Annotated in this window: 20 protein-coding genes and 1 pseudogene; 12 read left to right on the top strand and 9 right to left on the bottom strand. The window is 71.5% G+C overall.

Annotated features, from left to right (window positions below; translation table 11 throughout):
- Positions 1–132: 132 nt before the first annotated feature.
- The 3 genes from ACWCQS_RS09345 (at position 133) to ACWCQS_RS09335 (ending at position 3,403) form a co-directional block, all read left to right on the top strand.
- On the top strand, positions 133–1,152 hold the full coding sequence (locus ACWCQS_RS09345) for an aspartate-semialdehyde dehydrogenase (RefSeq protein WP_451003870.1): 1,020 nt from the start codon (positions 133–135) through the stop codon (positions 1,150–1,152).
- Positions 1,153–1,265: 113 nt separating this feature from the next.
- Positions 1,266–2,585 (top strand): RNA polymerase subunit sigma-70, encoded by a 1,320-nt coding sequence (locus tag ACWCQS_RS09340; protein ID WP_451003869.1) that lies wholly within the window; start codon positions 1,266–1,268, stop codon positions 2,583–2,585.
- A 68-nt stretch (positions 2,586–2,653) separates the two neighbouring features.
- Complete coding sequence (locus ACWCQS_RS09335) at positions 2,654–3,403, top strand: SDR family NAD(P)-dependent oxidoreductase (RefSeq protein WP_451003868.1); 750 nt, start codon at positions 2,654–2,656, stop codon at positions 3,401–3,403.
- Between the two features lie 70 nt (positions 3,404–3,473).
- Here ACWCQS_RS09335 and ACWCQS_RS09330 read toward each other — a convergent pair whose 3' ends face one another.
- Together ACWCQS_RS09330 and pepN are read right to left on the bottom strand one after the other, a co-directional pair.
- Entirely contained in the window at positions 3,474–4,079 is a 606-nt protein-coding gene (locus ACWCQS_RS09330; RefSeq protein WP_451003867.1) for a hypothetical protein, read from the bottom strand.
- 114 nt (positions 4,080–4,193) lie between these two features.
- A complete protein-coding gene (gene pepN, locus ACWCQS_RS09325; protein WP_451003866.1) occupies positions 4,194–6,767 on the bottom strand; it encodes an aminopeptidase N in 2,574 nt (857 codons plus the stop codon).
- 112 nt (positions 6,768–6,879) lie between these two features.
- Here pepN and ACWCQS_RS09320 point away from each other — a divergent pair, with 112 nt between their 5' ends.
- A complete protein-coding gene (locus tag ACWCQS_RS09320) occupies positions 6,880–7,368 on the top strand; it encodes a DUF1203 domain-containing protein (protein ID WP_451003865.1) in 489 nt (162 codons plus the stop codon).
- On the opposite strand, the pseudogene ACWCQS_RS09315 reads toward ACWCQS_RS09320, so the two are convergent.
- Positions 7,277–7,579: pseudogene (locus ACWCQS_RS09315) on the bottom strand (hypothetical protein); the annotation flags it as partial. The gene ACWCQS_RS09320 and the pseudogene ACWCQS_RS09315 overlap by 92 nt on opposite strands.
- Before the next feature lie 64 nt (positions 7,580–7,643).
- Positions 7,644–9,140, bottom strand: a complete 1,497-nt coding sequence (locus tag ACWCQS_RS09310; RefSeq protein WP_451003864.1) for an FAD-dependent monooxygenase — start codon at positions 9,138–9,140, stop codon at positions 7,644–7,646.
- Between the two features lie 129 nt (positions 9,141–9,269).
- On the opposite strand from ACWCQS_RS09310, the gene ACWCQS_RS09305 reads away from it, so the two are divergent.
- Entirely contained in the window at positions 9,270–9,848 is a 579-nt protein-coding gene (locus tag ACWCQS_RS09305) for a TetR/AcrR family transcriptional regulator (protein ID WP_451003863.1), read from the top strand.
- 106 nt (positions 9,849–9,954) lie between these two features.
- Here ACWCQS_RS09305 and ACWCQS_RS09300 read toward each other — a convergent pair whose 3' ends face one another.
- Genes ACWCQS_RS09300 through ACWCQS_RS09290 form a run of 3 tightly spaced genes read right to left on the bottom strand, consistent with a single transcriptional unit; the run spans position 9,955 to position 12,670 of the window.
- Entirely contained in the window at positions 9,955–10,230 is a 276-nt protein-coding gene (locus tag ACWCQS_RS09300) for a hypothetical protein (protein WP_451003862.1), read from the bottom strand.
- Positions 10,231–10,288: 58 nt separating this feature from the next.
- Positions 10,289–12,379 carry a 4-alpha-glucanotransferase gene (gene malQ, locus ACWCQS_RS09295; RefSeq protein ID WP_451003861.1) on the bottom strand — a complete coding sequence of 697 codons (2,091 nt, stop codon included), beginning with the start codon at positions 12,377–12,379 and terminating at the stop codon, positions 10,289–10,291.
- Entirely contained in the window at positions 12,380–12,670 is a 291-nt protein-coding gene (locus ACWCQS_RS09290; RefSeq protein ID WP_451003860.1) for a hypothetical protein, read from the bottom strand.
- Between the two features lie 217 nt (positions 12,671–12,887).
- Between ACWCQS_RS09290 and ACWCQS_RS09285 the strand changes: the two genes are divergently transcribed.
- Positions 12,888–13,532 (top strand): hypothetical protein, encoded by a 645-nt coding sequence (locus tag ACWCQS_RS09285; protein ID WP_451003859.1) that lies wholly within the window; start codon positions 12,888–12,890, stop codon positions 13,530–13,532.
- A gap of 63 nt (positions 13,533–13,595) precedes the next feature.
- Here the strand turns inward: ACWCQS_RS09285 and ACWCQS_RS09280 are convergent, their stop codons facing one another.
- Positions 13,596–14,132 (bottom strand): HNH endonuclease, encoded by a 537-nt coding sequence (locus tag ACWCQS_RS09280; protein ID WP_039649619.1) that lies wholly within the window; start codon positions 14,130–14,132, stop codon positions 13,596–13,598.
- Between the two features lie 324 nt (positions 14,133–14,456).
- On the opposite strand from ACWCQS_RS09280, the gene ACWCQS_RS09275 reads away from it, so the two are divergent.
- Together ACWCQS_RS09275 and ACWCQS_RS09270 are read left to right on the top strand one after the other, a co-directional pair.
- Positions 14,457–15,566, top strand: a complete 1,110-nt coding sequence (locus ACWCQS_RS09275) for a mechanosensitive ion channel family protein (protein WP_451003858.1) — start codon at positions 14,457–14,459, stop codon at positions 15,564–15,566.
- Between the two features lie 142 nt (positions 15,567–15,708).
- Positions 15,709–16,326, top strand: a complete 618-nt coding sequence (locus ACWCQS_RS09270; RefSeq protein WP_351797631.1) for a Uma2 family endonuclease — start codon at positions 15,709–15,711, stop codon at positions 16,324–16,326.
- Here the strand turns inward: ACWCQS_RS09270 and ACWCQS_RS09265 are convergent.
- Positions 16,316–16,783, bottom strand: coding sequence for a hypothetical protein (locus ACWCQS_RS09265; protein ID WP_451003857.1), 468 nt, complete (start codon positions 16,781–16,783; stop codon positions 16,316–16,318). The two genes, ACWCQS_RS09270 and ACWCQS_RS09265, sit on opposite strands and share 11 nt — an antisense overlap.
- 336 nt (positions 16,784–17,119) lie before the next feature.
- Here ACWCQS_RS09265 and ACWCQS_RS09260 point away from each other — a divergent pair, with 336 nt between their 5' ends.
- The 4 genes from ACWCQS_RS09260 to ACWCQS_RS09245 are packed head-to-tail and all read left to right on the top strand — an operon-like array spanning position 17,120 to position 21,568.
- Positions 17,120–18,331 carry an ROK family transcriptional regulator gene (locus tag ACWCQS_RS09260; protein ID WP_451003856.1) on the top strand — a complete coding sequence of 404 codons (1,212 nt, stop codon included), beginning with the start codon at positions 17,120–17,122 and terminating at the stop codon, positions 18,329–18,331.
- A 49-nt stretch (positions 18,332–18,380) separates the two neighbouring features.
- Positions 18,381–19,727, top strand: coding sequence for an ABC transporter substrate-binding protein (locus ACWCQS_RS09255; RefSeq protein WP_451003855.1), 1,347 nt, complete (start codon positions 18,381–18,383; stop codon positions 19,725–19,727).
- 3 nt (positions 19,728–19,730) lie between these two features.
- Positions 19,731–20,672, top strand: a complete 942-nt coding sequence (locus ACWCQS_RS09250; RefSeq protein ID WP_451003854.1) for a carbohydrate ABC transporter permease — start codon at positions 19,731–19,733, stop codon at positions 20,670–20,672.
- A gap of 2 nt (positions 20,673–20,674) precedes the next feature.
- Entirely contained in the window at positions 20,675–21,568 is an 894-nt protein-coding gene (locus tag ACWCQS_RS09245; RefSeq protein ID WP_451003853.1) for a carbohydrate ABC transporter permease, read from the top strand.
- Positions 21,569–21,572 lie beyond the last annotated feature (4 nt).

The raw sequence follows: 21,572 nt of genomic DNA, 5'->3' as shown, positions 1-21,572 counted from the left end.
TACGGAACCGTCCGCAGAGTGATCGTGTCCCACTCCTCGGGCACGCCCCGCAAAGAATTGGACAGGTGGACCGGGGTCGGCCGCATGATGGAAAAGCCCCGGTCATGGACGAGACACATAGAGGGAGTCGCTGTGAGGGTCGGAATCGTCGGAGCCACCGGTCAGGTCGGCACGGTCATGCGCAGGATCCTCACGGAGCGGAACTTCCCGGTGACCCAGCTGCGGCTGTTCGCCTCGGCGCGCTCGGCCGGCACCGTGCTGGACGGGGTGACGGTGGAGGACGCGGCGACCGCCGACTACACCGGCCTGGACATCGTGATCTTCTCCGCGGGCGGCGCGACCTCCAAGGCCCTGGCGCCGAAGGTCGCCGCCCAGGGCGCCGTAGTGATCGACAACTCCTCCGCCTGGCGCAGGGACCCGGACGTACCCCTGGTGGTCTCCGAGGTGAACCCGCACGCGGTCGCCGACCGCCCCAAGGGCATCATCGCCAACCCGAACTGCACCACGATGGCCGCGATGCCGGTCCTGAAGCCGCTGCACGAGGAGGCGGGCCTTCAGGCGCTGGTCGTCGCCACCTACCAGGCGGTGTCCGGCTCGGGTCTCGCGGGCGTGGCCGAGCTGCACGGCCAGGCGCAGAAGGTGGTCGCGGACGCCGACAAGCTGACCCACGACGGCGCGGCGGTCGACTTCCCCGAGCCGCAGGTCTACAAGCGGCCGATCGCCTTCAACGTGGTGCCGCTGGCGGGCAACATCGTCGACGACGGTCTGAACGAGACCGACGAGGAGCAGAAGCTGCGCCACGAGTCCCGCAAGATCCTGGAGATCCCCGACCTGCTGGTCTCCGGCACCTGCGTCCGCGTGCCTGTCTTCTCCGGCCACTCCCTCCAGGTCAACGCCCGCTTCGCAAGCCCGGTCTCCCCGGAGCGCGCGACCGAGCTGCTCGCCGGCGCCCCAGGCGTCGCCCTCTCCGACATCCCGACCCCGCTGCAGGCGGCCGGCCAGGACCCGTCGTACGTCGGCCGCATCCGCCGCGACGAGACGGTGGACAACGGCCTCGCCCTGTTCATCTCCAACGACAACCTCCGCAAGGGCGCCGCGCTGAACGCGGTCCAGATCGCCGAGCTGGTGGCGGCGGAGCTGTCCGCGAAGTAGGTCAGCCGTACCGGGGCGGTCACCGTGGTGTGGCCGCCCCTTTCCGTTGTCGCGGTGCTGGTGGAGACGGCGCCGGTGCGCGAGGATCGCTGACCCGGAGTCCTGAGCGGGAGGTGGGCGTGGACACGTGCGCGGCCTGTGGCGGCCCCCTTCCGGCGCGGGCCGGGCGCCGGGGCCGTAGCTCGGTGTACTGCTCGGCGGCGTGCCGGCAGAAGGCGTACCGGGAGCGGCATGGCGGGGACGGCGGTCTGGAGGAACTGCTCGACACCGTCGGTCGGCAGGCGCGGGACCTGGTGCCGAGGCCCGCCTCGGCGCTCTACACCGGGGTCACCGAACTCTCCGCGTCCGTCGCCCGGCTGCGGCGCATCGCGCGGATCGCACACGAGGCCGCAACGGTTTCCGTCACGCCGGTCGCCGTTACGGAAACCGAAGGGGCTCGCGTCACGCCGGTCGCCGTTGCGGAACCCGCGGGTCTCCTGGACGAGACCGCCTTCGCCGCGCTCACCGAATCGCACCGCCGGGAGATCCGCGCCCACTGCTACCGCATGACCGGCTCCTACGACGACGCCGAGGACCTGGTCCAGGAGACGTTCCTGCGGGCCTGGCGGGCCCGGGACGGCTATCAGGGCCGGGCGAGCGCCCGTACCTGGCTGTACCGCATCGCGACCAACGCCTGCCTGGACTTCCAGCGCCGTACCGCCCGCCGCCCGCAGGCTTACGAGCCGCTGCCCGGCATGGACCACGGCACCGGCGAGCCACCGGCCCGTATCACCTGGCTCCAGCCGTACCCGGACGACGAGCTGCCGGACAGCGCCGCGGAGTCGCGCGAGACCGTCGAGCTGGTCCTGCTGGCCGCGCTGCAGCACCTGCCGGCCCGGCAGCGGGCCACGCTCGTCCTGCGTGACCTGCTCGGGCTCACCGCCGCGGAGACCGCGCAGGCCCTCGGCACCTCCGTGGCCTCGGTCAACAGCGCGCTGCAACGCGCTCGTCCGGCCCTGCGCGAGCATCTGCCCGCGAGCCGTACGGACTGGACGGCCGGCCCGCCGACGGACGACCAGCGGGCCGCGCTCCGGCGGTACATGGCGGCCGCCGAGCGGCTCGACTTCGACGCGATGACCGAGCTGCTGGCGGCGGACGTCACGCTGACGATGCCGCCCAACCCGTTCTGGTTCACCGGCCGCGAGGCGCTGCTCGCCTTCCTCCGCCCGAGCCTCGACCCCGCCTCGCCGATGTTCCTCGGCCACTGGCGCCACCTGCCCGCCCACGCCAACGGGCAGCTCGCGGCCGGGGGCTACGTCCGCCGCCCCGGTACGAACGTCTACCGCGCCCAGGTCCTGGACGTGCTCCGCTTCGACGCCGCGGGCCGCGTCGCGGAGATCACCTCCTTCGAACCGCATCTGTTCCCGGCGTTCGGACTGCCGCTGCGGCTGTGAGCGATGAGCGCCGGGGGTGCCGTACGTCTGCATCGGTGAAACGGACACCACTTCCGAAGGAGTTCACCATGCTGCTCACCGACAAGACCGCGATCGTCTACGGCGCCGGCGGCTCGATCGGTTCCGCGGTGGCCCGCGCCTTCGCCCGCGAGGGCGCCCGGGTGCACCTCGTGGGCCGCACCCGGGAGACGCTGGAGGCGGCGGCCGCCGGCCTCAAGGACGCCGAGGTCGCCGTCGTGGACGCCCTCGACGAGGCGGCGGTGGAGGAGCACGCGGCCGGGGTCGGCAGGATCGACATCTCCTTCAACCTCGTCAGCCGCGGCGATGTGCAGGGCATGCCCCTGACGGCCATGTCCGCCGACGACTTCCTGCGCCCCGTCCTCGACGGCACCCGCGCCAACTTCCTCACCGCCCGCGCCGCCGCCCGCCGCATGGCCGAGCAGGGCTCCGGTGTGATCCTCACCCTCAACAGCGGCTCCGCGCACGGCAGTCCGATGATGGGCGGCACCGGCCCGGCCGACGCGGCCACCGACGCCCTGGTCCGCAACCTCGCCATGGAACTGGGGCCGCGCGGGGTGCGCGCGGTGGGCCTGTGGGCGGCCGGCGTCCCGGAGACCCTCAGCGAGGACAAGCTCCGCGCCGTCGACCCGAACGTGAACATCGCGGGCATCCTCGACCACCTGGCCGGCCTGCGCATGACCCGCCGCAACCCCACCCTCGCCGAGATCACCGCCACGGCCGTCTTCCTCGCCTCCGACCGGGCGGCGGGCATCACCGGGACGTTCGTGAACGTGACCGGGGGAATGTTCCCGGGCTAGGCACCCCTAGGCCCTGTCGTCAAATTCCCGCCTGCTCGGCGGGCGGACGACGGGAATTTGACGACAGGGCCTAGCCCCGCTGTGTCGTGATGCCGGTTCCCAGTGTCCTGGAGCCGGGGAGGGCCAGGATGTCGGCGAACAGGGCGGCGAGGGTCTGCCTGCTCTTTCCCCAGTCGTATAGCTGCCCGGGGATCTCCGCCTTCGCGTGGACGGTGGTGGTGTGGTCGTCGCCGCTGTCGATGTCCACCTGGAGGACACCGCCGAAGGTCTTGCGGTCGGAGGGGATCTCGGCGGTCAGGGTGCATCCGCCCTCGCGCTGTTCCACGGAGTGGACCGCCTGGCCGTGGTAGGCCATGGAGCAGAGCACGGAGGCGATGACCCGGCCGATGGGGGCGGGTATCCCGGTCTCCTGTGATCTGCCGGTCCGCCACCCCCGCTTCAGTGCCCGAGCGCGCCCGCGGGCCGCGCTCCCGCTGCGGATGGCCCTGCCGAGGGCCGGGAACACCACGGCGGCCCTCGCGAGGAACTCCTCGGCGCTCATGGGAACCTGCGCGTGAGCGGCGCAGCCGCTGATCGCCTCGCGGACCACGGGGACGCCGATGATCACCTCGAAGCGGTGCTCATCCGCCCAGTCGGCAGCCGCATCGGCTCCGTTGCCATCCTGCTCTGCTGACATGTCTGCCTCGTGTCGGTGGCGTGGGACGAGCGCCGGCAGTAAACCACTGTGCGGTTGCGGATTTCCGGACGAAAGGCGCCCGGCACGGATGCCGGGCGCCTCGCCGGAGGGTGGCTACTCGGCCGCCGCGTCCGCCGCCTGGGCCTTCAGCGCCCGCTCGACGCCCGAGCGGGACTCCGAGACGAGACGGCGCAGGGCCGCGTTCGGCTCGGCCGCGGCCAGCCAGGTGTCGGTCTTGGCGAGGGTCGCCTCGGACACCTGGACCGCCGGGTACAGGCCGACGGCGATCTGCTGGGCGATCTCGTGCGAACGCGCGTCCCAGACGTCCTTGACGACCTCGAAGTACCGGTCCGCGTACGGCGCCAGCAGCTCGCGCTGGTCGGTCTGCACGAAGCCGCTGATCACGGCCTCCTGCACGGCGTTCGGCAGCTTGTCGGAGTCGACCACCGACGCCCAGGCCTCGGCCTTGGCCTCCACCGTCGGGCGGGCGGCGCGAGCCGTCGCCGCGTGCCGCTCACCGGCGGCCGTCCTGTCCCGCTCGTACTCGGCCGCGATCTCCGCCTCGTCGAAGCGGCCGACCGCCGCAAGACGCTCCACGAACGCCCAGCGCAGCTCGGTGTCCACGGCCAGGCCCTCGACCGTCTGGGTGCCCTCCAGCAGGGCCTCCAGCAGGTCCAGCTGCTCGGGCGTGCGGGCCGTCGCCGCGAAGGCACGGGCCCAGGCCAGCTGGTGGTCGCTGCCCGGCTCCGCCGCCCGCAGGTGGGCCAGCGTGGCGTCGGTCCAGCGGGCCAGCAGGGCCTCGCGGGCGGCCGGGTCGGCGTACAGGTCGATCGCGAGCTTGACCTGGCGGTGCAGGGACTGCACGACACCGATGTCCGACTCCTTGGCGATGCCGGACAGGACCAGGGAGAGGTAGTCCCGGGTGGCCAGCTCCGCGTCCCGCGTCATGTCCCAGGCCGAGGCCCAGCACAGGGCGCGCGGCAGCGACTCCTGGAAGTCGCCGAGATGCTCGGTGACCGTCCTCAGCGACTCCTCGTCGAGGCGGACCTTGGCGTACGACAGGTCGTCGTCGTTGAGCAGCACGACCGCCGGGCGGCGCCTGCCGGTCAGCTGCGGTACGGCCGTCAGCTCGCCGTCGACGTCCAGCTCGATCCTCTCGGTGCGCACCAGCTTCCCGGAGTCGGCGTCGAGGTCGTACAGGCCGATCGCGATGCGGTGCGGGCGCAGCACCGGCTCGCCCTTGGCGCCGGCGGGCAGGGCCGGGGCCTCCTGGCGGACGGCGAAGGAGGTGATGATCCCGTCGGCGTCGGTGGCGATCTCCGGGCGGAGGATGTTGATGCCGGCCGTCTCCAGCCATTTCCTCGACCAGGTCTTCAGGTCGCGGCCGGAGGTCTCCTCCAGGGCGCCGAGCAGGTCGGACAGGCGGGTGTTGCCGAACGCGTGCCGCTTGAAGTAGGCCTGCACGCCCTTGAAGAACTCGTCCTGGCCGACGTACGCGACGAGCTGCTTGAGGACCGAGGCTCCCTTGGCGTACGTGATGCCGTCGAAGTTGACGAGCACGTCGTCCAGGTCGCGGATGTCCGCCATGATCGGGTGCGTGGACGGCAGCTGGTCCTGCCGGTACGCCCAGGTCTTCATGGAGTTGGCGAACGTGGTCCAGGAGTGCGGCCAGCGCGAGCCGGGCGCGTACGCCTGGCAGGCGATGGAGGTGTAGGTGGCGAACGACTCGTTCAGCCACAGGTCGTTCCACCACTCCATGGTGACGAGGTCGCCGAACCACATGTGGGCCAGCTCGTGCAGGATCGTCTCCGCGCGGACCTCGTACGCGGCGTCGGTCACCTTGGACCGGAAGACGTACTGGTCACGGATGGTGACGGCGCCCGCGTTCTCCATCGCGCCCGCGTTGAACTCGGGCACGAACAGCTGGTCGTACTTCTCGAAGGGGTACGCGTAGTCGAACTTCTCCTGGAACCAGTCGAAGCCCTGTCGCGTGACCTCGAAGATCGCGTCCGAGTCGAGGAACTCGGCGAGCGAGGGCCGGCAGTAGATGCCGAGCGGCACGCTCTGCCCGTCCTTCTCGTACACGCTGTGGACGCTGTGGTACGGGCCGACGATGAGCGCGGTGATGTACGTGGAGATGCGCGGGGTCGGCTCGAAGACCCAGACGTTGTCCTGCGGCTCGGGCGTCGGCGAGTTGGAAATGACGGTCCAGCCCTCGGGCGCGCGCACGGTGAACTGGAAGGTGGCCTTCAGGTCGGGCTGCTCGAAGGAGGCGAACACCCGGCGGGCGTCCGGCACCTCGAACTGGGTGTAGAGGTAGGCCTGCTCGTCGACCGGGTCGACGAAGCGGTGGAGGCCCTCGCCGGTGTTGGTGTAGGCGCAGTCCGCGACGACCCGCAGGACGTTGCGCCCCTCCAGCAGCTCCGGCAGGGCGATCCGCGAGTCCTGGAAGACCTCGGCGGGGTCGAGCGCGTCGCCGTTCAGCGTGACCTCGTGGACGGTCGGTGCCACCAGGTCGATGAAGGACTCGACGCCGCCGCGAGCGACGTCGAAGCGCACCGTGGTCACGGACCTGTAGGTACCGCCCTCCTGCGCGCCGGAGAGGTCGAGATCGATCTCGTACGAGTCAACGGTGAGCAGCTCGGCCCGCTGCTGCGCCTCTTCGCGAGTCAGGTTTGTGCCAGGCACGCGGTCATCTCCTCGTTATGTGTGGGTTGCGCCATCCTTCCATGCCGCCCACCGGGAAGGCGATGTCCGGTTCCCGCCGGTGGGCGGGGCGTCGTGGCGGGACGCTGGAGGCATGACGACGACGGACACGACGACCCACATCGCACGTCCCATCCGGCCCAGGGTTCTCGAGGAGCTGCGGACCGCCGACGACGCGGGCCGCCCCCTTGCCCCCTTCACCGACGAGGAGGGCGGCGTCCCGCTGCGCTGCTGTCTGCGCTACAGCGAGCCCGGCGAGCAGATCGCCCTGGTGTCGTACGCGCCGCTGCGCCGCTGGGCCGCCGAGACGGGCGCCGATCCCGGGGCGTACGACGAGCAGGGCCCGGTCTTCATCCACGCCACCGACTGCGCGGGCCCGGCCGACCCGGCGGCCCTGCCCTTCACCCACGCCCACGGCGTGCTGCGCCGCTACTCGGCCGACGGCCGGACCCTGGGCGGCCGCCTGACGGACGCCGACTTCCCGTCCGCCCTCACCGAGGCCTTCGCCGACCCGGAGGTGGCGCTGGTGCATGTGCGGGCGGTGGAGTACGGGTGCTTTCTGTACGAGGTGCGGCGGGGCTAGCGGGGGGAAGGGCGGGAAGGCGGCGACCGGACGCTTCGCCGGGGGCCACAAGGCCGCCTTCGACGGTGAGGTGCAGAGCGAACCGAGCCCGATACGCGCGTCCGGTGGAGCGGGCCGTCCGGCGGACCTCGCCGAGCACGACCGCGTCGCGGCCGCCGACGAAAATGCGCTCGATCCGGGTCGCCGCCTGCCCGGGCACATGGTGCTCGGCCTCCGGCCAGCCCGGACCGCACTCGCGGCCACCCACCCATCAGCCGTGTGAACAACGCTTCAGGTCAATACACCTGGCCGCCGACGTGCGCGGCGACCGCCGCCTCGATGTCCGCCGGGCCGGCCGAGTCGGTGGCCCAGGCCGCGTAACCGTCGGGACGGACCAGCACGGTCGTCCGGCGGTCGCTCGCCCAGTGCGCCACGGTCAGCCGGTCCGTGCGGCCGGGCCCCGCCTGGTACGGCTCCGGGGTGATCAGCACGAACCGGCCGCCGCGCAGGGCCTCGTAGAGGCGGCCGCCGCCGGTCAGGGCGACGTCCGGGACCCGGGTGCCGGTGAGGCGGTGGGCGCCGCGCGGGGCGGGGTAGCGGTAGCCGACGCCGGTGACCTGGCCGGCGACCTTGCGCCGGGCGGGGCCCACGGCGTTCAGGAACGTGGTGAGCGCGGCGCGGGCCGCGAGGGTCCAGGGGCGCTTGGCCATGGCGAGGCGGACGATCCCGCCGCTGCTGCGCAGCACGGACCTGCCCACGGGGTGCCGCTCGGCCTGGTAGGTGTCGAGCAGCGCGGGGTCGGCGTGGCCGCCGGCGACCGCCGCGAGCTTCCAGCTCAGGTTGGCCGCGTCCTGCAGGCCGGTGTTCATGCCCTGGCCGCCGGCCGGGGTGTGCACGTGCGCGGCGTCACCGGCGAGGAAGACCCGGCCGACCCGGTAGGCGGGCGCCTGCCGTTCGTCGCTGTGGAAGCGGGACATCCAGCGGGCGTCGTGCATCCCGAAGTCCCGGCCGAGGGCGAGCCGGGTGATCTCCTGGATCTCCGCCAGGTCCAGCGGCTCGGTGTCGGGGACGTTGCGGCCGCGGTGCCAGCCGATCACCCGGTGGTAGCCGTCCCCGAACGGCGCGAGGAAGGCGAAGGCGTCACCTACGGCGTTGACGGTGAGCAGGGTCGGCGGCTCCTCGGCGAGCCGGACGTCGGCGAGGACCACGGACCGGATCACCGACCTGCCCGGGAAGGGCAGCCCGATCGCGTCCCGTACGGCGCTGCGCATGCCGTCGGCGCCGACGACGTACGCCGCCCGCAGCCTCTGCGTACGCCCCTCGGGCCCGCGCACCTCGACGGTCACCCCGTCGGCGTCCTGGGTGAGCCCGGTCAGCTCTGTCTCGTACCGGAAGTCGGCCCCCGCCTCGACGGCCCGGCGCTCCAGGACCTGCTCCACCTCGTACTGGGGCAGGACGAGGAGGTGGTTGAACCGGGACGGGAGGGCGGCGAGGTCGACGGTCAGCCGGCCGAAGAGGTTGAGGCGGTCGAGGGGTTGGCCGACCTTTTCGAGGTCGTCGGCGAGAGCGCGGGCGTCGAGCTGTTCGAGGGTGCGGGCGTGCAGGACGAAGGCGCGGGAGAGGTTGCTGATCTTGTGGGAGCGCTTTTCGAGGACCGTGACAGGGACGCCGGCTGTGGCGAGGTCGCCGGCGAGCAGCAGGCCGGTGGGGCCGGAGCCGACGACGATGACGGTTCCGGTGGTGCCGGTGACGTCGGGGGTGGTGGTGCCGTTGTTGCCAGTGGTGCCGGTCATGGTGGCCTCCTGGATGCCAACGCCTGTTGGCCAACATGCGTTGGTCAACGCTTGTTGGCAAGCGTAGGAGCGGGCCGTCTGGGAAGTCAACGGTTGTTGGCCCACGCATGTTGGCCTACGCTCGTTGGCATGACCGGCAGCACAAGGACGAACCAGGCGCGCCGCTCCGACGCCACCCGTACCGCCATCCTCGACGCCGCCCGCGAGCGGTTCGCCGCCGACGGCTATGAGCGGGCCACCATCCGCGCGATCGCCCGGGACGCGGGCATCGACCCGTCCATGGTCATGCGCTACTACGGCAGCAAGGAGGGCCTCTTCGCCGCGGCCGTCGCGCTGGATCTGCGGCTGCCCGACCTGACCGGGTTGCCACGGGACGAGGTGGGCCGGGCGCTGGTGAGCCACTTCCTCGATGTGTGGGAGGAGAACGAGGAGCTGACGGCCGTCCTGCGGGTCGGCGCCACGAACCAGGCCGGGGCCGAGCGGATGCAGGGCATCTTCCGGGACCAGCTGCTGCCGTTGGCCCGGCAGGTGTGCCCCGACCCCGAGCAGGTCCCGGCGCGGGCCGCGCTGTGTGCCGCGCAGCTGCTCGGGCTGGCCCTGACCCGCTATGTGCTGAGGCTGCCGGCGGCGCGGGAGCTGCACCGCGAGGAACTGCTGGCGTGGCTCGGGCCGACCGTACAGCGGTACCTGACCGCACCGAGCCCCTGAGCGCCCGGAAAGGCAAAACGCCGAGGGCGCCGACCTCACCCGGGTACGGCAGCACGCGCGTACCGGCGGGAGGACAGGCGCCCCCGGCGAGAGAACCGGTGTCCGGTCAGGCCTTGGCGTCGGCCTTGGACTTCACGTTGGACGAGGGCTTGATCGTCCGGATCTTGGACTTGTCCAGCGCCATCACCAGACCGGCGATGACCACGAACAGCGCGAGCGGGATCAGCACGTAGAGGCCCAGCGTCTGGATGACGCTCAGGCCGGGGCCGGGGTCGTCGCCGTCGTCGCGGGTCAGCGCGAGCGCGGGGGACGACATGAGCAGCATCATCAGCGTCGTACCGGCGGCCAGGGCGCCGGCGCGCAGGGCGTTCTTCTTGTCCACGATCTCAAGTTAGCGAACCACCCGGAAGGCCGCGCGGCCGGGGTCCCGTACGGGGGGTTCACACGCCCCTGGCCTGCCCGAACACATGGAGTAGTGCCTGCAGCCGCGGGGAGGCCGTCAGTTCCTCCAGGGGCACGGGCCGGCCCGCGGAGTCCGCGATCGGCAGCCGCCAGTTGGGGTACTGGTCCCAGGTCCCCGGCAGATTCTGCGGGCGGCGGTCGCCGACGCCGTCCGGGAGCCAGACGCCGATCAGCCGAGCCGGCGTGCGCAGCAGGAAGCGGTGGACGGCGCGGATCTCCTCCTCCTCGTCGGAGCCGGGCGGCCCGGCGGCCGTCAGGTCCAGCAGGCCGAGGCTGCCCAGCAGGGCGAGCCACTCGGCGGCGTCGGCGACGGCCTCGGCGCGTTCCTCGGTCGCCGGGCGGGTGAGCAGGCCCAGGCGGTCGCGCAGGTCGACGTGGTCGCCGGTGAGCCGGGCGGCGGTGGGCGGCAGGTCGTGGGTGGTGGCGGTGGCCAGGCAGTCGGCGCGCCAGCGCTCGGGCGGCAGCGGGCGTCCGTCGCCCTCCCAGTCGCGTTCGAACCACAGCACCGAGGTGCCCAGCACCCCGCGCCGCTGCAGCGTCTCGCGCACGCCGGGCTCGACGGTGCCGAGGTCCTCGCCGATGACGACGGCTCCGGCGCGGCCGGCCTCCAGGGCGAGGATCGCGAGCATGGCGTCTGCGTCGTAGCGGACGTAGGTACCCCCGGTGGGCGCGCTGCCCTGGGGGACCCACCACAGCCGGAACAGGCCCATCACGTGGTCGATGCGCAGGGCGCCGGCACAGCGGAAGAGGGCGCGCAGCAGCTCGCGGTAGGGCGCGTATCCGGTGGCGGCGAGCCGGTCGGGGCGCCAGGGCGGCAGGCCCCAGTCCTGGCCGCGGGCGTTGAAGGCGTCGGGCGGGGCGCCGATGGACATGCCGGCGGCGAACACGTCCTGCTGGGCCCAGGCGTCGGCGCCGACGGGGTGCACGCCGACGGCGAGGTCGTGCACGATCCCGACGGACATGCCGGCCTCGCGGGCGGCGCGCTGGGCGGCGCGGAGCTGGCCGTCGGTGAGCCAGGCGAGGCGGGCGTGGAACTCGACCCGGTCGGCCAGGTCGGCGCGGGCGCGGGCGGTCTCGGCCGAACGGGGGTCCCGCAGGGCGGATGGCCACCGGTGCCAGTCGGAGCCGTGGATCTCGGCGAGGGCGTACCAGGTGGCGTGGTCGTCGAGGGCCTGGCCGTGGGCGGCGCGGAAGTCGTCGTAGGCGGCCCGGCGGCCGGGGCCGAGGGGGACGGCCAGGACCAGGTCCAGCGCCTCGCGCTTGAGTTCCCACACGGCGTCGCGGTCGATGAGGGCGCCCTTGTCGAGGACGTCGGCACGCAGCCGCTCGGCCCGCTCCAGCAGGGCGCCCAGCCGCTCGCGGTCGGCGGCGTACGCGTACTCGGGGATGTCCTCGATCCGCAGGTGGACGGGGTCGGGGAAGCGGCGCGAGGACGGGCGGTAGGGCGAGGGGTCGGTGGGGGTGCCGGGTACGGCCGCGTGCAGCGGGTTGACCTGGACGAATCCGGCGCCGGCGGTACGTCCGGCCCAGCCGGCCAGCTCGGCGAGGTCACCGAGGTCGCCCATGCCCCAGGAGCGGCGGGAGAGCAGGGAGTACAGCTGGACGAGGAGGCCGTGGGAGCGGCCGGGCGGGGCGGGCAGCCGGTCGGGGGCGACGACGAGGTGGGCGTGGCCGGTGCGGCCGTCGGGGGCGACGGCGGTCACCCGGTGCACGCCGAGCGGCAGGTCCGCGGCGGTGTCCCGGTCCTGGCCCGCCTCGGTCTCGACGCGCAGGCGGGTGCCGGGCGGCAGCGCGGCGAGGGCGGCGGGGCCCTGCGGGTCGCCGGCCCAGTGCACCAGCGTCGGCGGCAGCAGGCGCTCGTGCAGCTCGCGTTCCCGCGCGTCGAGGGCGGCGCGTACGGCGGCGGGTCCGGCCGCGTCGACGCCGAGGGCGGCCAGGGCGGCGACCACGGCGGAGGCGGGGACCGGGACGTCGCGGCCGGGGGCGGGGCTGTAGGAGGTGGCGACCCCGTGCAGACCGGCGAGCCGGGCCAGGTCCGCGTCCGCGAAGTCCTCGAACGCCGCGCTCATCTACGGCCTCGCGCCGAAGGCGCCGGACTCGTACGACCCCCCGCCGTAGGTGTCGGATTCGTGCGACCCCGCGCCGAAGGCGTCCGACTCGCTGGTCAGCGGGGCGGCCTCGGCGAGCGGCGGCTCGCTGGTCAGGGGCTCGGCATCGGGCAGGGGCGGCTCGCTGGTCAGCGGGGCCTGGGCGCAGGCGCTCTCCGCGCTGAACACGCACAGCGCGCCGTCGGTCGGGGCGGACGGGTCCGCCTCGGGTTTCCACTGGGCCGGGAGCGGGAGTCGAGCCGGTGCGGCCACGAGGGCCTCCTTCGGGGGGCGGTCGGATGCTGCGGTTTTGAACGGATTACGGCAGGCCTACCCCGTGACGGCGCGGGCACTCCCGAGAGCTGCTCGAACACACGACGACCGGCGGTGCGCGACCCGCGCCGCTGATCACTGTTCACTCAGTACATGGAGCCGGGTACGGCCGAGCAGCGGGCGCGGGCCGGGGCTGCTGTTCGCCGCCGGTGTGCTGTTGGTGCTGCCGCCGGCGCTGTGGGCCGTGGCGGACACCTCCGGCACCGGCCGCGGGCGGGTGCCGTTGACGGTGTTCGCGCTGGTCCTCGTGGTCGGCGGGGGCACGGTGTGGCTGGCCGGGGGCACGGCCAGGGCGGTCGGGCGGCTGCCGGCGGGCCGGGCCCTCTCCGCGGCGACGCTGATCGCGGCGGAGCGGCTGCGCGCCGACCCCTGGGCGGCGGCCCGCACCCACGCGGCGGTGCTGCTGGTCACGATCGTCGGCACGGGGTTCATGGGGATCCGCGGGACGCTCCTGGCCGTCCTGCACAGGATGAGCCGCGACCAGCGGCTCGGCGCGGACATGGCCTTCTACACGACGGACCTCGATCTGACCGCCGTGGCGATCCTCGTCGGCCTCGCGATCACCTCTCTGCTGCTGGAGACGGCGCTGCCGCCGGCCCCGGCGGTCGTGCTGGCGGGCGCCGGCGGCATGGCGATCGGCGTCTGGTACGCCTCGCTGACCCAGGGCCGGCTCACCCAGGCGGTGCCGTACACCGCGCTGCTGGTGCCGGTGGGGGTGTACGCCTGCTGCCTGCTGGCGGCGGCCGCCTCGCTGCCCCTGCTGCGCCGTTCGGCACACCCGGGGGAGCTGCGGTACGCATGAGCCCGAAGGCTCCGGGGGCACAGAGGACCCCCGGAGCCGGCGGGTACGCGAAGGCCCGGATCGTCAGGCGGAAATGCCGTCGATCCGGGCCAGGGCATCGTCCGCGCCGTACGGCTGCAAGTAGGGCAACCAGCGCGGATCCCTATGCCCGGTACCGATGATGCGCCAGGCCAGCCCGGTCGGCGGGGCGGGTTTGTGCCGCAGTCGCCACCCCAGCTCGACTAGGTGACGGTCGGCCTTCACGTGGTTGCAGCGGCGGCAGGAGGCCACCACGTTGTCCCAGACGTGCTTGCCCCCGCGACTGCGCGGGATGACGTGGTCGACGCTGGTTGCGACGCCACCGCAGTACATGCACCGGCCCCCGTCGCGCGCGAAGAGTGCGCGCCGGGTGAGTGGAACGGGCCCCCGATAGGGAACCCGGACGAATCGCTTGAGCCGGACCACGCTGGGTGCGGGGACTGTGACGGTTGCGCTGTGCATATAGGCGCCGGATTCCTCGAGGGAGACGGCCTTGTTCTCCAGGACGAGGACGAGCGCGCGGCGGAGCGGTACGACGCCGAGCGGCTCGTACGACGCGTTGAGGACCAGGACATGCGGCACGGGTGCCTCCTTGGGCGTCGGCGGCGCGTGGCTCGCGCCGGGACGATCTGCAGTCAGTCTCCCCTCATGCCTGGTGGAAGCGCCACCATGTCCCGGTAACGGGCTGGGAGTGTTTTCGACCACACCTGATTCATCCCCCGGATCATGGCCGGTTCAAGCCAGGGTGAGTCCCGTCTCTCCTGCGCCTCTCCTTGGCGGATCCGCGCGATGCGCACACAATGCCCCGTTAGTGTGGTGGCCCTGTCCGTCCGGTGACCTTCTCGTGACCTTCAAGACCTTGACCGCCCGCCGGCACGGACCGTGCAGCACCTGGAGGTACCTGCCGTGTCGTCCTTGCCCGCCGCCCTCTTGGCCGCCGGTGCGTCGCCGACCCCGTCCCCATCTCCGTCCGAGACGGCACCGGTCGTGCCGTCGCTCCAGGACGCCCAGCAGAGCGCGACGAACGCGGCGAGCTGGGTCGAGCAGAACTGGTCGACCTGGCTCGCGATGGGGCTGCAGATCCTGCTGATCGTGGTCGTGGCGGTGGCGCTGCGCGCGGCGGTGCGGAAGGCGATCACCAAGCTGATCGACCGGATGGGCCGCACCGTCGAGGCCGTGGACGGCACGGCGCTGAGCGGGCTGCTGGTCAACGCCGAGCGGCGCCGGCAGCGGTCGGCGGCGATCGGCTCGGTGCTGCGGTCGGTGGCGAGCTTCCTGATCCTCGGCACGGCCGCGCTGATGGTGCTGTCCACCTTCAAGATCGACCTGGCGCCGCTGCTGGCGTCGGCCGGTGTGGCCGGTGTGGCGATCGGTTTCGGCGCCCGGAACCTGGTCACCGACTTCCTCTCCGGCGTGTTCATGATCCTGGAGGACCAGTACGGCGTCGGTGACGTGATCGACGCGGGCGTGGCCACCGGTGAGGTCATCGAGGTCGGGCTGCGCGTGACCAAGCTGCGCGGTGCCGAGGGCGAGATCTGGTACGTCCGCAACGGCGAGGTCAAGCGGATCGGCAACCTCTCCCAGGGCTGGGCGACGGCCGGGGTGGACGTGACGGTGCGGGCGAGCGAGGACCTGGACCGGGTCAAGGCCACGCTGGACGAGGTCGCCGAGCACATGAGCAAGGAAGAGCCCTGGAACGAGCTGCTGTGGGGCCCGATCGAGGTCCTCGGCCTGGACTCGGTCCTGATCGACTCCATGGTGGTGCGGGTCTCGGCCAAGACCATGCCGGGCAAGGCGCTGACGGTCGAACGCGAACTGCGCTGGCGCATCAAGCGCGCCTTCGACGCGGCGAGCATCCGCATCGTGGGCGGCGCGACGTCGGTCGAGGACGCGGAGGAGTCCGCCGACCCGACGGCGGCGGTGGCGGCGCCTTCGGCGTACGCCAACGCGGACTCGCCGCAGGCGGCGGCTACGGCACCGATCGCCGCGCAGCGGCCGACGCCTCCGGGCAAGTAGCGAGCGGAACGGTTTCAGCACACTCGTTCGAGTGAATAGGCGGGGCATTCCGGCGCATGGTGCGCACGGGGTGCCCCATCGTTCTGCACGGGGCGCCCGGCGTGGGCTTAGCCTGGCATCAGTGCGACAAGGAGAACGAGCGATGAGCGCCGAACCTCTCATGGAGCCGGTGATGACGCAGGACCCCATCGATCTGTTGATCGCGTTCGAAGAGGCGTCCGTGGCGCCGATTCGACCCGAGTACGTCGAGGGGACGGTCATTGTGCCGCCGCAGCCGAACCACGAGCACAACGCCGGCGCCTTCAAACTCGCCGCCCAGTTCTATACAGCAGGGTTCGACCTGGCAGGCATGGGCAACGGCTATCGGGGCGCACACAAAGACGGCAGCACCATGGCCCTCGTCATCCCGGACTTCTACGTCCTGCGCCGCCTACCGACAGACCTCGACGAGGCTTACCGGAAAGCCCACAAGGGCTGGTATCCCATCGACATGGTCACTCTGATCGGCGAGGTCACGTCGACCAACCACGCGGTTGACACCGGCGCCAAGCTCGCCACCTATGCCGCCGTCGACATCCCCGTCTACATCCTGATCAACCGCAACACGAAGACCGCCCACTGCTACACCGACCCCGTCCTCCCCGGCGACGACCCCACCGAGGCCTACTACAAGACCGACACCAAGGTCACCCTCGGCGACCCCCTCCCCCTCCCGGCGCCGTACCCCACCCTCGACACCACCCCCTTCCTCACCGACTGACCAGCCGCACGATCTGGCACAGCGCGACGAACGCGCTCGCCCCGCGCAGACCAGGGCCGCTCATCAGGCTCTCGTCAGCGTGGATCCTCATCCGGGCCTCTCCCGACGCCTCGTCGAAGGTCACCGTGCCCGTGACGGAGCGCCGCCCGCGGAACGGGCGCCAGCGGAAGTGGAGTTCCTCGCCGCTCAGCACGTCCCACGCCTGCTCGGACGCGGACAGGTCCGTCTTCAGCCGCGCGGCCCGGCCGGCTCCGAGAACGTACTCCTGGCAGGCCGCCAGCGCCTCCACCGAGACCGGTATGCCGGTGCCGCGGGCCCGGCGGAGCAGGGTGCCGTACAGGTAGAGGGCGAAGAGGAAGCCGACGAACGCCCAGAGGGCGGGCGGCAGCGTGAGGTCGGCGACCGTCGACCAGGACAGTCCGTCGTCCACCGCGTCGAGCGCGGTCAGCAAGATCATCAGTGGCAGGACGCCGGACATCGTGGCAAGCCACAGCCTCCCCAGGAGTCTTCGGTCGGGCATCCTTCACCATCCGCTCGTCGTTCACCGGCCCTCGTTGCAGGGATCGAAGATCGGCAAGCTGTGCATCAGGTATACAGCCGCTCCCGGCGAGATAACGACTCTGTTGCCTCGGAAGCGTTGTCTATTGACGCCCCCTTCGTCCTGGGCTTACGTTCCTCCCACCCCAATAGGAAAGTTTCCTAACAGTGATCTCCAAGGCGGTCGGTGATCAAGACTGGACCTCCGGGCAGGTCACTGAGAAGCTGGGCGGCTGGAAAGGCAGGTGTCGACCCCATGGCAGGAACCGCCGGTACGCCGGGCACCCCGCGCGTGCTGCGCGCCATGAACGACCGCGCCGCCCTGGACCTCCTGCTGGAGCACGGGCCGCTGTCGCGCACCCGGATCGGGAAGCTCACCGGCCTGTCCAAGCCCACCGCCTCGCAACTGCTGGCCCGCCTGGAGGCGGCCGGACTGGTCCGGGTCACCGGCACCAGCGAGGGCCGGCCGGGCCCCAACGCCCAGCTGTACGCCGTCAACCCCGCCGCCGCGCACGCCGCAGGCCTCGATGTGACCCCGGAGCGGATCCGCGCCGCCGTCGCCGACATCACCGGCCGGACGGTGGGCGAGTACGAGCTGCCCACTCCGGGGCGGCGGCCCGCCGAACCCGTCGTCCGGCAGGTCACCGACGCGCTCGACGGCGCCGTCAAGGCCGCCGGGCTCGCCCGGTCCGATGTGCACCGCCTGGTCATCGGCACCCCGGGCGCCTTCGACCCCAACACCGGGCGGCTGCGCTACGCCTCCCACCTCCCCGGCTGGCACTCCCCCACCCTGCTCGACGAGCTCGCCGCCGCCCTGCCGATGCCGGTGGAGTACGAGAACGACGTCAACCTCGTCGCCCTCGCCGAACAGCGGCTCGGGGCGGCCAAGGGCCACGGGGACTTCGTCCTCCTGTGGAACCAGGAGGGGCTCGGCGCCGCCCTGGTCCTCGGCGGCCGACTGCACCGCGGCTGGACCGGCGGCGCCGGCGAGGTCGGCTTCCTGCCGGTGCCGGGCACGCCCCTGGTGCGGCAGGTGACCAAGGCCAACAGCGGTGGCTACCAGGAGCTGGCCGGCTCCCAGGCGGTACCGAAGCTGGCCCGCGAACTCGGCATCCCGGATGTGCCGTCGGGGCCGTACACCGAGGTCGCCGCCGAACTCGTGGCCCGGGGCGCCGATCACGCCTCCGGCCCCTACCGGGAACTGCTCCGGACCTACGCGACCCGGCTCGCCACCGGTCTCGCCTCGCTCGTCTCCGTCCTCGACCCCGAACTCGTCGTCCTCAGCGGCTCCGCGCTGACGGCCGGCGGCGAGGTGCTGCGCGCCCTCGTCCAGGCCGAGCTGGAGGAGCTGGCCGCGGCCCGCCCCCGGCTGGTCGTCGGCGACGTCCACGAACACCCCGTCCTGCGCGGCGCGTTGGAGTCCGCGCTCGTGACCACCCGCGACGAGGTCTTCGACACCTCGCGCTGACCCCGGCAGCACTCCTCTTCCCGTTCACCCGTCCCTGGGAGACCTCGCCATGCCCACAGCCATACCCGAAGTCGCCCGAAAAGCGGCTTTCGCCCTGACCGCCTCCGCCCTGCTGCTCGCCGCCACCGCCTGCACCGGGCAGTCCGGCTCCGGCGCGACGGACGACGCCTCGAAGGACACGACGATCAACTTCTGGCACGCCTGGAGCGCGCCGAACGAGGTGCAGGCCGTCAAGTCCCTGGTCGCCGGCTTCGAGAAGGCGCACCCCAACATCCACGTGAACATCGTCGGCAACATGACCGACGACAAGATCAACCAGGCGCTGCGGTCGGGCGGTGACAAGGCGCCGGACGTGATCTCCTCGTTCACCACCAACAATGTGGGCAAGTTCTGTTCCTCGGGTGCCCTGGTCGACCTCAACCCCTTCTTCAAGAAGTCCGGGATCGACCCCGCGAAGACGTTCCCGAAGACCATGAACGAATACACCCAGTTCGACGGAAACCGCTGCACGGTGTCGCTGCTCGGTGACGCGTACGGGCTCTACTACAACAAGACGGCGTTCCAGAAGGCCGGCATCGCGAATCCGCCGAAGACCTGGTCCGAGTTCGAGGCCGACGCCAAGAAGCTGACCATCACCGACGGTGACTCCTACAAGCAGCTGGGCTTCATGCCGGACTACCACGGCTGGGAGACCACCACCGAGCACTACTTCGCCCAGTTCTCGCCGACGTACTTCGGCAAGGACGGCAAGTCGAACCTCGCCAAGGACCCGGCGTTCGAAAAGGGCTTCGCGCTCCAGAAGCGGCTCGTGGACGAACTCGGCGGATTCCAGAAGCTGGAGAAGTTCCGGGCGACACTGGGTGACGAATGGGGTCCCAAGCACCCCTTCCACACTGGTCAGGTCGCCATGCAGCTCGACGGCGAGTGGCGGCTCGGCATGGCCGAGCAGGCCAAGCCCACGTTCGAGATCGGGGTCGCCCCGCTGCCCGTGCCCGACGACCAGGCGGCACAGTACGGCAAGGGCTACATCACCGGCACCATCGCGGGCATCGCCGCCGGCAGCCACAAGCAGAACGCGGCCTGGGAGTTCGTCAAGTACATCACCACCGACACCGACGCGGTGGTCGGATTCGCCAACGACATCCACAACGTGCCCTCCACGCTGGCCGCGCTGAAGTCCCCGAAGCTGAAGTACGACCCGCGCTTCAAGACCTTCCTGGACATCGCCGCCAATCCGGAATCCGCCACCACTCCCGCCTCCATCAACGGCGGCCAGTACCTGGTCACGATCCAGCAGCTCGGGTACGACTACGAAAGCGGCAAGGTCACCGATCTGAAGGCCGGTCTGAAGAACTCGGCCGCGCAGATCGACACGGACATCGCGCAGGCGAAGTAGCCGATGAGTACGGTCACTCTGGCGTCGAAGCGCCGCCGGTCGGCGCTTCGAACCCTCGCCTTCATGTCGCCCTGGCTGATCGGCTTCGCGGTGTTCTTCGCGTACCCGCTGATCTCGACGGTCTATTTCTCCTTCATGCACTACGACGGTTTCCGGCCGCCGACGTGGAGCGGCGGGAAGAACTGGCGTTACGTCTTCGAGCACTACCCGCTCTTCTGGCCGGCCCTGCGCAACACGCTGTGGCTGGTGCTGGTGATGGTGTCGTTGCGGGTCGTCTTCGGGCTCGGCATCGGCCTGCTCATCACGAAGATAAAGACGGGCACGGGGGTCTTCCGCACCCTCTTCTATCTGCCGTACCTGGCCCCGCCGGTCGCCGCGACCATGGCCTTCGCCTTCCTCCTCAACCCCGGTACGGGCCCGGTCAACTCGATCCTGGAGAAGGTGGGCCTCCCGGCGCCGGGCTGGTTCAACGACCCCGCCTGGTCCAAGCCGGCCCTGACCCTGCTGGCGCTGTGGGGCATCGGAGACCTGATGGTCATCTTCATGGCCGCGCTGCTGGACGTGCCGGCCGAGCAGTACGAGGCGGCCGAGCTGGACGGCGCCTCGGCCTGGCAGCGGTTCAGATACGTCACCCTGCCGAACATCTCCCCGATCGTGATGTTCGCGGTCGTCACCGGCGTGATCCAGACCATGCAGTACTACACCCAGCCGCTGATCGCCGGGAAGGTCGCCTCCGGGGTGATCCAGGGCGCGGGCACCCAGTTCGAGCCCGGCTACCCGGACAAGTCCACGCTCACCCTCCCCCAGCTCGTCTACAACCTCGGCTTCCAGCGCTTCGACTACGGCTCGGCCTGTGTGGTGGCCCTGGTGCTGTTCGCCCTGTCGATGGTGTTCACCGGGTTCCTGATGCGGCGCCGGGGCGGTCTCATCCAGGCAGGTGACTGACCATGACCCAAGTACTGGACAAGCCGGTGGAGTTGAGGACGTCCTCCACGGCCGCCGAGCGCACCGCCCGGCGCAGGGCACTGTTCGAGTGGATCGCGATCCACTCCCTCGGCGTCGCCGCCGCGCTGTTCTTCACCCTGCCGTTCGTCTTCGTGTTCCTGACCTCGCTGATGAGCGACACCCAGGCGCTCAGCCGCGACCTGATCCCGCACACCTGGGAGTGGGGCAACTACAAGAAGGTCTTCGACACGCCCGGCTTCCTGACCTGGTGGAAGAACACGCTGATCTACGCCGGTCTCGGCACCGTGCTGACCGTGGCGTCGTCCATCCCGGTGGCGTACGCGCTCGCCAAGTTCCGCTTCCGGGGCCGCAATCTGTCCCTGATGCTGGTGATCTCGATGATGATGCTGCCGCCGCAGGTGGTCATCATCCCGATGTACCTGTTCTGGGCGAAGCAGCTGGACCTGTCCGGCACGCTGTGGCCGCTGATCATCCCGATGGCGTTCGGCGACGCGTTCTCCATCTTCCTGCTGCGCCAGTTCCTGATGACGATCCCGAACGAGTACCTGGACGCGGCGCGGGTGGACGGCTGCGGCGACCTCGGGACCCTGCTGAAGGTCGTCCTGCCCATGGCCAGGCCGGGCATCGCCGCCGTCGCTCTCTTCCAGTTCTTCTACGCCTGGAACGACTACTTCGGCCCGCAGATCTACGCGTCCGAGAACCCCGGCGCCTGGACCCTCTCCTACGGCCTGGAGTCCTTCAAGGGCGCCCACCACACCGACTGGAACCTCACGATGGCCGCGACCGTGCTCGTCATGGCCCCCGTGATCCTCGTGTTCTTCTTCGCCCAGAAGGCGTTCGTCGAGGGCGTCACGCTCACCGGAGTGAAGGGTTAACCAC

Source organism: Streptomyces sp. NPDC002076, assembly GCF_053593835.1.
The sequence above is the reverse complement of the archived record's forward strand: the minus strand, read 5'-3'. Positions and strand labels throughout refer to the sequence as shown.

Excerpts from the sequence above, each read along its gene's own strand:
- ACWCQS_RS09245 (WP_451003853.1), top strand. The coding sequence starts at position 20,675 with ATGACCCAAGTACTGGACAAGCCGGTGGAGTTGAGGACGTCCTCCACG.
- ACWCQS_RS09320 (WP_451003865.1), top strand. The coding sequence starts at position 6,880 with ATGACGACGACGGACACGACGACCCACATCGCACGTCCCATCCGGCCC.
- ACWCQS_RS09305 (WP_451003863.1), top strand. The coding sequence starts at position 9,270 with ATGACCGGCAGCACAAGGACGAACCAGGCGCGCCGCTCCGACGCCACC.
- ACWCQS_RS09265 (WP_451003857.1), bottom strand. The coding sequence starts at position 16,783 with ATGATCTTGCTGACCGCGCTCGACGCGGTGGACGACGGACTGTCCTGG.
- malQ (WP_451003861.1), bottom strand. The coding sequence starts at position 12,379 with ATGAGCGCGGCGTTCGAGGACTTCGCGGACGCGGACCTGGCCCGGCTC.
- ACWCQS_RS09260 (WP_451003856.1), top strand. The coding sequence starts at position 17,120 with ATGGCAGGAACCGCCGGTACGCCGGGCACCCCGCGCGTGCTGCGCGCC.
- ACWCQS_RS09250 (WP_451003854.1), top strand. The coding sequence starts at position 19,731 with ATGAGTACGGTCACTCTGGCGTCGAAGCGCCGCCGGTCGGCGCTTCGA.
- ACWCQS_RS09330 (WP_451003867.1), bottom strand. The coding sequence starts at position 4,079 with ATGTCAGCAGAGCAGGATGGCAACGGAGCCGATGCGGCTGCCGACTGG.
- ACWCQS_RS09310 (WP_451003864.1), bottom strand. The coding sequence starts at position 9,140 with ATGACCGGCACCACTGGCAACAACGGCACCACCACCCCCGACGTCACC.
- ACWCQS_RS09255 (WP_451003855.1), top strand. The coding sequence starts at position 18,381 with ATGCCCACAGCCATACCCGAAGTCGCCCGAAAAGCGGCTTTCGCCCTG.
- ACWCQS_RS09335 (WP_451003868.1), top strand. The coding sequence starts at position 2,654 with ATGCTGCTCACCGACAAGACCGCGATCGTCTACGGCGCCGGCGGCTCG.
- ACWCQS_RS09270 (WP_351797631.1), top strand. The coding sequence starts at position 15,709 with ATGAGCGCCGAACCTCTCATGGAGCCGGTGATGACGCAGGACCCCATC.